The sequence below is a fragment of the Xanthomonas arboricola pv. populi genome, assembly GCF_002939945.1.
GTDB classification, from domain to species: Bacteria; Pseudomonadota; Gammaproteobacteria; order Xanthomonadales; family Xanthomonadaceae; genus Xanthomonas; species Xanthomonas arboricola_A.
In genome coordinates this window covers 222,225-234,451 of sequence record NZ_MDEB01000003.1, presented here as the reverse complement: position 1 = coordinate 234,451, position 12,227 = coordinate 222,225, and the positions used below count along the sequence as shown (strand labels likewise).

General features: G+C 63.3%; 9 protein-coding genes. 6 read left to right on the top strand and 3 right to left on the bottom strand.

What is annotated here, in order from left to right:
- Positions 1–136 precede the first annotated feature (136 nt).
- The 3 genes from XaplCFBP3123_RS10380 (at position 137) to XaplCFBP3123_RS10370 (ending at position 4,474) form a co-directional block, all read left to right on the top strand.
- Complete coding sequence (locus XaplCFBP3123_RS10380; protein ID WP_104533973.1) at positions 137–1,741, top strand: peptide chain release factor 3; 1,605 nt, start codon at positions 137–139, stop codon at positions 1,739–1,741.
- Between the two features lie 75 nt (positions 1,742–1,816).
- Entirely contained in the window at positions 1,817–2,461 is a 645-nt protein-coding gene (trhA, locus tag XaplCFBP3123_RS10375; protein WP_016902756.1) for a PAQR family membrane homeostasis protein TrhA, read from the top strand.
- A 66-nt stretch (positions 2,462–2,527) separates the two neighbouring features.
- Positions 2,528–4,474, top strand: a complete 1,947-nt coding sequence (locus XaplCFBP3123_RS10370) for an AsmA family protein (protein WP_172453227.1) — start codon at positions 2,528–2,530, stop codon at positions 4,472–4,474.
- 537 nt (positions 4,475–5,011) lie between these two features.
- Here XaplCFBP3123_RS10370 and XaplCFBP3123_RS10365 read toward each other — a convergent pair.
- The 3 genes from XaplCFBP3123_RS10365 to mtgA are packed head-to-tail and all read right to left on the bottom strand — an operon-like array spanning position 5,012 to position 7,189.
- Entirely contained in the window at positions 5,012–5,440 is a 429-nt protein-coding gene (locus XaplCFBP3123_RS10365) for a CBS domain-containing protein (RefSeq protein WP_104533971.1), read from the bottom strand.
- A complete protein-coding gene (locus XaplCFBP3123_RS10360) occupies positions 5,400–6,446 on the bottom strand; it encodes a glycosyltransferase family 2 protein (RefSeq protein ID WP_104533970.1) in 1,047 nt (348 codons plus the stop codon). Before XaplCFBP3123_RS10360 ends, XaplCFBP3123_RS10365 begins: the two co-directional genes overlap by 41 nt.
- A gap of 2 nt (positions 6,447–6,448) precedes the next feature.
- The gene (gene mtgA, locus XaplCFBP3123_RS10355) at positions 6,449–7,189 is read right to left on the bottom strand and encodes a monofunctional biosynthetic peptidoglycan transglycosylase (protein WP_104533969.1); all 741 of its coding nucleotides are present in this window, start codon (positions 7,187–7,189) and stop codon (positions 6,449–6,451) included.
- Positions 7,190–7,263: 74 nt separating this feature from the next.
- On the opposite strand from mtgA, the gene XaplCFBP3123_RS10350 reads away from it, so the two are divergent.
- From XaplCFBP3123_RS10350 to XaplCFBP3123_RS10340, 3 genes are all read left to right on the top strand, one after another.
- On the top strand, positions 7,264–8,154 hold the full coding sequence (locus XaplCFBP3123_RS10350; protein WP_104533968.1) for an Hsp33 family molecular chaperone HslO: 891 nt from the start codon (positions 7,264–7,266) through the stop codon (positions 8,152–8,154).
- 152 nt (positions 8,155–8,306) lie between these two features.
- Positions 8,307–9,143 (top strand): hypothetical protein, encoded by an 837-nt coding sequence (locus XaplCFBP3123_RS10345; protein ID WP_172453226.1) that lies wholly within the window; start codon positions 8,307–8,309, stop codon positions 9,141–9,143.
- A 240-nt stretch (positions 9,144–9,383) separates the two neighbouring features.
- Positions 9,384–12,155, top strand: a complete 2,772-nt coding sequence (locus XaplCFBP3123_RS10340; RefSeq protein WP_172453198.1) for a TonB-dependent receptor — start codon at positions 9,384–9,386, stop codon at positions 12,153–12,155.
- Positions 12,156–12,227: the final 72 nt, after the last annotated feature.

Genomic DNA, 12,227 nt, shown 5'->3' with positions numbered 1-12,227 from the left:
GCGGCGGCCGCCCGGGAGCGCCAACCTGCCGACCGGGGAGGCCCAGGCCAGGGCCAGAGAGGCCCGCCACAGCGAAGCCGCTATAATCACCGGCTTCCTCAGTTTCCGCAGGCGTCCGACCGGGCGCGCTCAGCCCATGTCCGACGTCTCCAACGAAGCCGCGCGCCGCCGCACCTTCGCCATCATTTCCCACCCCGATGCGGGCAAGACCACGCTGACCGAAAAGCTGCTGCTATTCGGCGGTGCGATCCAGATGGCCGGCTCGGTCAAGGGCCGCAAGGCCGCCCGTCACGCCACCTCGGACTGGATGGCGCTGGAAAAGGAGCGCGGCATCTCGGTCACCTCCTCGGTGATGCAGTTCCCGTACGAGGGCAAGATCGTCAATCTGCTCGACACCCCCGGCCACGCCGACTTCGGCGAGGACACCTATCGGGTGCTGACGGCGGTGGACTCGGCGCTGATGGTCATCGACGTCGCCAAGGGCGTGGAAGAACGCACCATCAAGCTGATGGAAGTCTGCCGCCTGCGCGACACCCCTATCATGACCTTCATCAACAAGCTCGATCGCGAGGGCAAGAACCCGATCGACCTGCTGGATGAAGTCGAAACCGTGCTCGGCATCCAGTGCGCCCCGGTCACCTGGCCGATCGGCATGGGCCAGCGCCTGAAGGGCGTGGTGCACCTGATCACCGGCGAGGTGCACCTGTACGAACAGGGCCGCAATTTCACCCGTCAGGATTCGACCATCTTCCCGTCGCTGGATGCGCCGGGGCTGGCCGACAAGATCGGCCCGCAGATGCTGGCCGAGCTGCGCGACGAACTGGAACTGGTGCAAGGCGCCAGCAATCCGTTCGACCTGCAGGCCTACCGCGCCGGCCAGCAGACCCCGGTATTCTTCGGCTCGGGCGTCAACAACTTCGGCGTGCAGCCGCTGCTGGATTTCTTCATCGAGCACGCACCGCCGCCGCAGGCGCGCGACACCACCGGCCGCCGGGTCGAGGCGACCGAAGCCAAGCTCAGTGGCTTCGTCTTCAAGATCCAGGCCAACATGGACCCGCAGCATCGCGACCGCGTGGCCTTCATGCGCGTGTGCTCGGGCAAGTTCACTGCCGGCATGAAGGCACTGCACGTGCGCAGCGGCAAGGACGTCAAGCTGGCCAACGCGCTGACCTTCATGGCCTCCGACCGCGAGATCGCCGCCGAAGCCTGGCCGGGCGATGTCATCGGTATCCACAACCACGGCACCATCTCCATCGGCGACACCTTCACCGAAGGCGAATCGCTGTCGTTCACCGGCATTCCCAACTTTGCGCCAGAGTTGTTCCGGCGTGCGCGCCTGCGCGACCCGCTCAAGCTCAAGCAGCTGCAAAAGGGCCTGGCACAGCTCTCCGAAGAAGGCGCCACGCAATTCTTCCGCCCGTTGATGAGCAACGATCTGATCCTGGGTGCGGTAGGCGTGCTGCAGTTCGACGTGGTGGCCTACCGGCTCAAGGACGAATACGGTGTGGACGCGATCTTCGAGCCGGTGAGCGTCACCACCGCGCGCTGGGTACATTGCGACAATGCCAGGAAGCTGGAGGAGTTCCGCGAGAAAAACGCCGGCAATCTGGGCATCGATGCGGCCGGCCAGCTGGTCTATCTCGCACCCACCCGCGTGAATCTGCAACTGGCGCAGGAACGCGCACCGGACGTGCGCTTCTCGGCAACGCGCGAGCATGCGCATGCCAAGGCGATCGATTGACCGCGGCTTGAACCGACGCATGCAACCGCGCCTGCCGGCGATGCGAATTGCTCGCAATTGCGGTACCTTTTTGGCATGAACGCAGACGCCTCCCCCTCGACCGACCTGCGCGACGAGATAGCCAGTGCCGTGACCCACGGCCTGGGTGCCATTGCTGCATTGGCTGGCGGCTCGGTGCTGATCACGCTGGCCGCCATCTATGGCGACGGCTGGCAACTGGCCACCTCCATCGTCTTCAGCGCCACCCTGGTCTTGCTGTACGTGGCCTCCACGCTGTTTCATGCCATCCCGCATCCGGGCGCCAAGGCGCGCCTGCAGGTGCTCGATCACTGCGCGATCTATCTGTTGATCGCCGGCACCTACACCCCGTTTACGCTGATCAATCTGCGCGACTCCTGGGGCTGGGGGTTGTTCGCCGCGATCTGGACGATCGCCGCGGCCGGCGTAGTCTTCAAACTGTTCTTCACCGGCCGTTTCCGCCTGCTGTCGACGGTGCTGTATCTGGCGATGGGCTGGCTGATCGTGGTGGCGATCCAGCCACTGCTGCGCTCGGTCGATACCTGGTCTCTGTGCTGGCTATTGGCTGGCGGACTCTTCTATACCTTGGGCACGTATTTCTACCAACGCGACACGCAGCGCTATTTCCATGCGATCTGGCATCTGTTCGTGCTGGCCGGCAGCGCTTGCCACTTCGTTGCGGTGATTGCGCAGGTGATGTGAGGCACGATCTGCGGCACGTTCGCGCGCCGTGCACGAGGCATCGCCAACCATGGCCGCGTGAACAACGTGACCGACACCTCAACCGCACCTTCTTCCCGCACGCCGCGTCGTCGACGCTGGCTGACCGGGCTCGCGATCGTCGCCGCCATCGTGGTGGTTTTCGTGCTGCTGTTCCAGTGGAACTGGCTGCGTGGGCCGGTCGAGCGCGTGGTCAGCGCCAAGACCGGTCGCGAATTCCATCTTGGCTATCTGGATGTGAAGCTGGGTCGCACGACCACCGTGCGTGGCAATCGGCTGAGCCTGGCGAACGCAGCATGGTCCAAGCGCGGTCCGATGGCCGAGCTCAACTCGGCCGAGATCGATGTCGAGTTGTGGCCGCTGCTGCGCGGCAAGCTGCGTCTGCCGGAAATCCGTCTGGATCACCCAACCGTCTTGCTGGAAGCCGGCGACGACACCCATCCCGGCAATTGGGTATTCGATCAGGACGATAGCGATGGCACGATGCCGCGCCTTGGCCGCCTGCTGGTGAACAACGGGCGCCTGCAGTACATCGATGCAGCCAATCGCTCGGACGTGGATGTGGCGATCAACAGCCTCGCCCCGCCGAGCAGCGACCAGCGTGCGGCGCCGATCGGCATCGACGGCAAGGGCCGCTGGAAGGGCTATCCCTTTACGCTCAAGGGCAATACCGCCTCGCCGCTGGAGCTGAGTCAGAGCGAGCATCCGTTCCGTATCGATCTGCGCGGCAGCGCCGGCGCAACTCGCACCCATGTACGCGGCACCTTGACCAACCCGTTCCAGTTTCAGGTGTTCGATCTGCAAATGGCCCTGAGCGGCCAGGACATGCAGGATCTGTATCCGCTGACCGGCGTGGCCATGCCGTCGACACCGCCGTACAAGCTCGATGGCCATCTGCGCCGCAACGGCCAGCTCTGGCGCTACGAAAAGTTCACCGGCATCGCCGGCGACAGCGATCTGTCGGGCACTGCCGAAGTGGACCTGCGCAACAAGCGTCCGTTCCTGCGTGCCGATCTGGCGTCCAAACGCCTGGATTTCGACGACCTGGCAGGGTTCGTCGGCGCGCCACCGAAAACCGGCGCGAACGAGTCGGCAAATGCCGAACAGAAAAAGCAGGCGGCACAACTCGCAGCCAGTGCACGCGTGCTGCCTAGCACCCCTTACGACTTGTCGAAGCTACGCGCGATGGATGCGCAGGTACGCTGGCGTGCACAGCGCATCAATGCGCCATCGTGGCCGCTGGACGACATGGATGCCTCGCTCACATTGAAGGACGGTCTGCTGCAGCTGGATCCGCTCAACTTCGGCGTTGCAGGTGGCGATATCCGCTCCACCATCCGCATGGATGCGCGCAAGCAAGTGATCACCACGCAACTCAAGGCAGGCCTTCGCGGCATTCGGCTGGATCAGCTCTTCCCCGATACCGCGCTTGCCAAGCAGGCCTCCGGTGCCATCGGTGGCGAATTCGATCTGCGTGGCCGCGGCAACTCGATCGGGGCGATGCTCGGTACCGCCGACGGCACGATCGGCGTCGGCATGGGCCGCGGTCATGTGGGCAATCTGATCATGGAACTGGCCGGGCTGGATATCGCCGAGTCGCTGAAGTATCTGTTCACCAAGGATCGCCAGATTCCAGTGCGCTGCATCTTCGGCGACTTCGGGGTGCAGGACGGTCTGATGCAATCGCGTGCGCTGGCCTTCGACAGCACCGACACCATCATCATTGGCGAAGGCAGCATCAGCTTGAAAGACGAGACGCTGGATCTGCTACTGCGCCCACGCCCGAAAGACCGCAGCATCCTGAGCTTGCGCTCGCCATTACGGATCGGCGGCAGCTTCAAGGACCCGACCTTCCGTCCCGACTTCAAGGCATTGGGTCTGCGCGGCGCGCTTGCGGTCGGCCTGGGCATGATCGCCCCGCCGGCTGCCTTGCTCGCAACTTTCGAACCGGGTCCCGGCAAGGACAGCGACTGCGGCGGCAAGTTCGCGAAGTAAGTGCACTACACCACTTTGGGCGACCAGCAAACCTGTCCAGCGCTGTAACTCGGTGAGTCGAGCGCGCGGTGCCCTCACCGCTTGCGGGACACGCCGTAGATCCGTCCCTGGAGGCTCCGTGGCGGCATCCATGCCGCCAAGGGTCCCGCAACCGGCAAGGACACCGCACCAGAACGTTGGTCGGTGGTCACGTGAAAAGCTGCGGGTAGCGCAAAGGGCATCGGACGCTGACACGCATCGTTATCGAACAACTGCATCGTGCATTGCTTACACCATGCACACCGACCATCTCGACTGGTCCTTGCCCGCCCACTGTCGCGGGACCTTACGCGGCATGGATGCCGCGTAAGAGCTACATGGACGTACTTGCAGCGGGTCCCGCGATGGTGGGCGGGCAAGGGCCCTGGCAGCAACCCCGCAGATCAATCGCTCTACCGCTGACCTATCCGCCCGCCACACGCCTCAGCAGGCACACGCAGCCATGTCGCGCAGCAGCGTGGTTCAAGACAAGACGCAGGGAACTCAGCCGGCACGGCTCTAGCTGGCGATGTAACGCTGCAACTGATCGATATCGCGCTGCTGGTTCTCGATCACCGCCTTGACCAGATCGCCGATGGAAATCACGCCCTGCACGCGGCCGTTGTCGACTACCGGCAGGTGCCGGAAGCGTCCGTTGGTCATCAACTGCATGCAGCGCTCCACCGTGTCCGATGGCGACACCGTCACCACCTGGGCACTCATGATGTCGGCAACGCTGGTGGTCGATGAGGCGCGATCGCGCAGCACCACCTTGCGCGCGTAATCGCGCTCGGACACGATGCCGACCAGGCGTGGCCCGTCCATCACCAATACCGCGCCGATGCCTTTCTCGGCCATCAGCCGGATCGCCTCGATCACTGCGGCGTCTGCCGCTACCGCGAATACCTCAACCTGTTTGGTCCCCAACAGCTGTCGTACGGTCTGCATGGCCCGCTCCGCGCTTGGTCTGGTGGTCGCAGACTACTCCCACCGCGCCGCGGTGGGTATCGACCAGGTACAGCGGACGCTGCTTGGCCTCGTCATATAACCGGCCCAGGTATTCGCCGATCAGGCCCAGGGCGATCAGCTGGATGCCGCCAAGGAACAGGATCACCGACATCATGGTCGGCCAGCCGGCCACCGGGTCGCCCATCAGCGCCGCCTTGATCACCACCCAGCCACCGAACAGGAATGCCACCAGCGCGGTGAGCAAGCCCAGATAGGTCGCCACGCGCAGCGGCACGGTGGAAAAACTGGTGATGCCATCCAGCGCGAAGTTCCACAGCCGCCACACCGTGAACTTGCTGCGCCCCGACAACCGCGGCGCACGCCGGTACGGCAATGCCACCTGGCGAAACCCGACCCAACCGAACAGGCCCTTCATGAAACGATGGCGCTCGCGCAGCTGCTGCAAGGCCTCCACCACCCGCGGCGACAACAGTCTGAAATCCCCGGTATCGGCCGGAATCGGTGTGCGCGACAACTGCCGGATCACCCGATAAAACGCGTGCGCCGCACTGCGCTTCAACCAGCTCTCGCCCTCGCGAAAAATCCGCGTTCCGAAGATGTTGTCGTAACCGGCCCGCCACAGCGCGACGAACTCGGGGATCAACTCCGGCGGGTCCTGCCCATCGGCATCGAGCAGCACCACCGCACCGGGCAACACATGGTCCAGACCTGCAGAAATGGCCACTTCCTTGCCGAAGTTACGCGACAGGCGCACCGCGCTCACCTGTGCGTCTGCATCGGCAAGTGCCTGCAACACGCCCCAGGTGCCATCGCTGCTGCCATCGTCGACATACAGCACATGCGTCTGCACTCCACTCAGGCCTGCCAGCACTGCGCACAAGCGCGGATGCAGCAGCGGAATGCTGGTCTCCTCGTTATAGGCTGCAATCACCACCGTCAGGCGATCTGCTGCCACCGGCAACTGTGCGGGGCCGGACGTGCGCATGCTCACGGCGCCTGCAGATACGCAGGGCCACCCAGCTGGCGCGCCTGCCGCTGGATCCATGCCGTCCGCCGTTGCACATAGGCGCCGGGACGACGCGCGTCATAGCGGCGCGGCGAGGGCAGCACCGCCGCCAGGCGCGCCGACTCGGTCGGCGACAGCCCCGCCGCATCCTTGCCCCAGAACTGCCGGGCAGCGGCCTGCGCGCCATACACCCCGTCGCCGAACTCGGCCACGTTGAGATACATCTCCAGAATGCGCTGCTTCGGCCACAGCAACTCGATCAGCACCGTGTACCAGGCCTCCAGGCCCTTGCGTACCCAACTGCGGCCCTGCCACAGGAACACGTTCTTGGCGACCTGCTGACTGATCGTGCTGGCCCCGCGCACGCGTCCGCCGCGCGCATTGTGATCGCGCGCCTTTTCGATCGCCTGCAGGTCGAAGCCGTGATGCAGCGGAAACTGCTGATCTTCCGCAGCCACCACCGAAATCGGCAGGCTGGCGGCGATCCTGTCGTAGTCGCGCCATTGCTGGTGCAGCGAAAAATCCCAATCGCCCTCGCCCCAGGCTTCCAGATAGCGCCCGACCATCATGCTGCTGATCGGCGGATCGATCACCCGCAACACCAGCACCTGCAGCACGCTCGCGGCGGCAAACAGCAGCGGTGCTGCCAACAGCCAACGCAGCCAGCGCCGCACACGCCGCGGTGGCGCCACCTGCTTGCCATCCAATGCATCCGTCCCCATTGTTCGCTACGACCTTTCATCCCGATGCTCGTTGCATTATCCGGCAACCGGCGTCCCTTACGTCCGATGTTCCCATGACCGATCACGATCAGCTTTCTCGTTTCCTGCTGCCTGCTGCCGGCGTGCGCGGCGTCCACGTCCGCCTGACCCAGGCTTGGCACGACATCCAGGGAGCCGCCGACTACCCGCCCGCCGCACGCCAGTTGCTCGGCGAGGCAGCGGTGGCCGCAGCCTTGTTCACCGGCCACACCAAGGTCGATGGGCGCCTGTCGGTACAACTGCGCGGCAACCAGACACTACGCACCCTGTTTGCCGAATGCACCGCGGCCGGCACCTTGCGCGGCATCGTGCAGCTGGCCGACGGCGCCGATGCGCCCACCGACCTGCGCGAACTGGGCGAGGCAGCGCTGCTGGCGATCACCATCGAGAACCCCGGCCTGGATCCGCGCGAACCACAGCGCTACCAGAGCCTGGTGGGCATGCAGGCGCCGGATCTGGCAGAAGCCTTCGAAACCTATTTTCATCAGTCCGAGCAGCTGCCGACCCGCCTGCTGCTGGCTGCAGGCCCGGAGCAGGCCGCCGGCCTGTTGCTGCAAAAGCTGCCCGGCGACGAAGGCGACAACGATGGCTGGACCCGCATCGGCGCGCTGTTCGACACCCTGGGCGCAGCGGAATTGCTCTCGGTCGCCAGCGAGGACCTGCTGCACCGGTTGTTCCACGAGGAAGACACCCAATTGCTGGGCAGCAAGCCGCTCAGCTTCGGCTGCTCCTGCTCGCGCGAGCGGGTCGCCTCGATGCTGCAGTCCCTGGGCGAAGACGAGGCGCGCGCCGCTGCCGAGGCGACCGGCGAGGTCGAGGTCCGTTGCGAGTTCTGCGGGCGTGAGTATCACTTTCCGTTGACCGCGCTGGACGTACTTTTCAGCGGGGCCCAACCGTCGTTGGACGCGCCGGAAAGGTTGCAATAGATAGCGTTGACGCCGCCTTCCGGGGAACGCGGCCACTTGTTAAATAATCATAAACACCCTAGCATTCTCATTGCCCGCTCTCGGGAACTTAACAACTGCCCCTGGGTCTGAACTCTGGTATGCGCCACCGTCTTCGCCTTCCGCTCGCTTTGCTGGTTGCCCTCGCGGCAGCCACGGGTGTGCACGCGCAGTCGGCATCGCAGCAGTTGCGCGAGAGCACCATCCTGCCGGTGTGGAACAAGGGCAGCGGCAAGGTCGAGGCCTTTCTGTACCTGGAGCCCACGGGCGAGCAGAAAGCCGGTGCACGCTGGCACTTCGGGCGCAACTCGCTGGACGCAGCCTTCGGCCTGACCTCCGGCGATTCGCTGGGCCTGATCTGCAACAGCAGCCGCGGTACCAACATCAACGGACTCGCCAGCCACTGTCTGCTCGCAGGCATCGGCGATGACGAAGAAGACAGCGCCGCTGCATCGCGCCGCGTCTCGGCCACCCTGGGCTTCAACCGTGCCGGCGCCCGCGCCGGCGTCACCGCCGGCACTGGCCGCGACACCCTGCCGGCCTGGTTGATCGGCGCCGGCAAGGCACCGCTGACCCGCGTCGAACAGAACGACCTGACCGTATTCGGGCAGAAGAACATTGGCCGCGAAGGCTTCGTCTCGATCGGCGGCACCTATGCGCGCGCGCGCCTGGTACCGCTGGCCGACGTCTCGCCGGCGATCGCCGACCAGTGGGACAGCAAGACCCTGAGCGTCGGTGGCGGCTACGGCGCCTTCAGCGCCAACGTCATCGGCCGCGTCGTCGACGTCCCCGGCCAGCCGGAAAAGTGGGAAGGCCTGGGCCTGGGCCTGACCTGGCGCACCCCCTGGAGCGGCCAGTTGACGGTCGGCGCAGAGAACGTGATTTCCCGTGGCAAGAACCCGTTTGCGCCGAGTAACGAGAGCAACAGCGACGGTACGATTCCGTACGTCCGATACGAGCAAGACCTCTAAGTCATTGATTTTAGATGATTTAACGTAGCGCCACCGGTTTAAAGCCGGCGGCGTTCTGCGTTCCGGGTCTGTGCTTACAGCCGCCCTTCACGCCTTCCTTCTTTTTCGTTAACGGGACTTTAATTTCTCGCATAACGCATATACCATCGGTTCACCCTGACGTTTTGGATCCGCTTCTTTCGGACCCCCGACAGGCAAACAACCCTTGGCAGTACCCAAGATCACTTGGAGAGAGAGCTAATGAATTGCAAGTCCAACAAGCTGCGCGATGCAGTCGTCCTCGCGCTTGTCGTGGGCGTCGGCGGTACCGGTACCGCCATCGCTCAGGAAGCCGGCACCACCAACCTTGACAAGATCGAAGTGACCGGCTCCCGCATCAAGAGCGCAGACGTTGAAACGTCGCAGCCCGTCCTGACACTGACTCGTCAGGATATCGACAAGCAGGGCGTCACCTCTGTTGCCGATGTGTTGCAACGCGTGGCAGCCAACGGTGCGGCGCTGAACCGCACCTTCAACAATGGTGGCGACGGCAGCTCCGGCATTGCGCTCCGCAACCTCGGCAGCGCACGTACCCTGGTGTTGGTCAATGGCCGCCGCTGGACCACAGGTCTGGATGGCAGCGTCGACCTCAACACCATTCCGACTGCAATGGTTGAGCGCATCGACATCCTGAAAGATGGCGCTTCCACGATTTACGGCTCCGACGCCATTGCCGGTGTGGTGAATATCATCACCCGCAAGAACTTCGACGGCGCAGAGGCCGGTGTCAACGTTGGTCAGTACAGCGATGGCGATGGCCAGCGCCAGGCGTACGATTTCACGATCGGCACCACCACTGACCGCGCAAGCTTGCTGCTGGGCGCCTCCTACGTACAGGAAGAGTCGGTCATGGCGGGCGATCGGCAGATCTCTGCTGGCGGTCCTCCGTTCTTCAGCGGTCAGAGCGGTACCGGCTTCCCGGGTTCGTATGTGCGTAATGGTACGCGGCGTATCTTGATCAATGGCGTCGAAACGCCGTACGTGGCCAATGTGCACGGTTACAACACCGCGCCGGACAACTACCTGCTGACTCCGCAGGAACGCACCTCGCTGTTCGCTCAAGGTAGCTTCAACTTCACCGATAACGTGACGTTCCGCACCGAGGCGATGTACAACGAACGCAAGTCCGAGCAGCTGCTGGCAGCAATGCCAGTCACCGGCTTGACCCTGAGTGCAGATAGCCTCTACAACCCGTTTGATCAGAACCTGACCAGTGTCAACCGTCGATTCATCGAAACCGGTGGTCGCTCGTTCAATCAGAACGTCAAAAACTGGCACTTCTACGGTGGCCTGGAAGGCTTCTTTGAATTTGCTGATCACAGCTTCGATTGGGATGTGGGCTATCGCTACGACAAGTCCGATCAGAATGACCTGACCTACGGCTTGTTCAACCTTGCTAATCTTAATAACGCCTACGGCCCCTCGGAGCTGCGTGGTGGCGTGCCGGTATGCGTCTCCGCGCCCGGCGGCGATGTAATTCCTGGATGCGTCCCGGTCAATCCGCTGGGACCGCGTGGCTCGATCAGCCAGGCGGCGCTGGATTACACCAGCTTCACCGCGCACGATTCGTCCTCCGTCGAGTCCAAGGGCTACACAGCCAATCTCAGCGGTGACATCGTCGATCTGCCGGCTGGCCCGCTCGCCTTCGCTGCCGGCTACGAATACCGCAAGGAGAGCGGCCAGTTCGATCCGGACGCGTTTATCGCAGCAGGCCTTAGCACCGGCAACGGCGCGCGTCCGACTGCAGGCTCCTACAGCCTGGACGAGTTCTATCTGGAACTCTCGGTCCCGGTTCTGGCAGATCTGCCGGGCGCCCAATTGCTGGATTTCAGCCTCGCCACACGTTATTCGGACTACAGCAATTTCGGCGATACCGTCAACAACAAGTTCGGTTTCCGCTGGAAGCCTATCCAGGACTTGATGATCCGCGGTAACTACAGCGAAGGCTTCCGCGCTCCGAGCATCAATAACCTGTTCGCAGGTAATGCGGATTCGTTCGAAACCTACGCCGATCCCTGCTCTACCCAGGCGGGTCAGCTGAGCAACCCGGTTGTGGCACAGAACTGCGCCGCAGCAGGCGTGCCTGCCAATTTCATACAGCCCGGTGCAGGTACCGGTGCCAAGCAGACGCTGGAGCCGTTCACCTACACCTCCAATGAGCAATTGCAGCCGGAGACATCGACCAGCCGCACCCTCGGTTTCGTGTTCAGCCCCAGCTTCGTGCAGGGCCTGAATGTGACGTTGGACTGGTGGCAGATCGAAATCGAAAACGCCATTACGCGCCCGGCGGCGCAGTTCATTCTGGACAAGTGCTATGGCGGCAGTGCTGGCGAGCAGGCCGAATACTGCGCGCTCGTCACGCGTGATCCGAACTACAGTGATGGCGCCTATACCGTCACCAACATCAACATGCCGCTATTAAACCTGGCGTCGTACAAGGTGGAAGGTTGGGATCTGGGCATCAACTACCGCTTGCCGGAAACGGCTTTCGGCCAGTTCACCATCAGCTGGGATTCAACCTATCTTTCGAGCTGGGAAACCAAGGCTACTGCAGACTCCGAGCTGGAACAGTTCCAGGGACGTTACCTGAATCAGGATCCGTACTGGCGCATTCGCTCCAACCTCTATGTCGACTGGTCGTTCGGCGATTTCGGCATCAATTGGGGCCTGCGTTACAAGTCCGGCATGGAGGAAGTCTGCCCGTTGTCGGCAGCACTGGCGCAGGCTTATTGCTCCGAGCCTGACCGCGTTACCGCCGATGGCGCATCGCCGCGCAACCACATCGGTGCAACCACGTATCACGACATCCAGGTGCGTTACAGCACTCCTTGGAATGCAACGGTATCGGTTGGTTTGAACAACGCCTTCGATAAGGATCCGCCGGTCGCGTATAGCACCGCATACAACATGTTTGACCCGCAGTACGACCTGCCGGGCCGCTACATGTACATGCAGTACCGTCAGCGCTTCTGATAGAGGCTGCGGGATGAAAACAACTACGGCCCCAAATGGGGCCGTAGTTTTGTCTGAAGTTTAAAAAGGGAG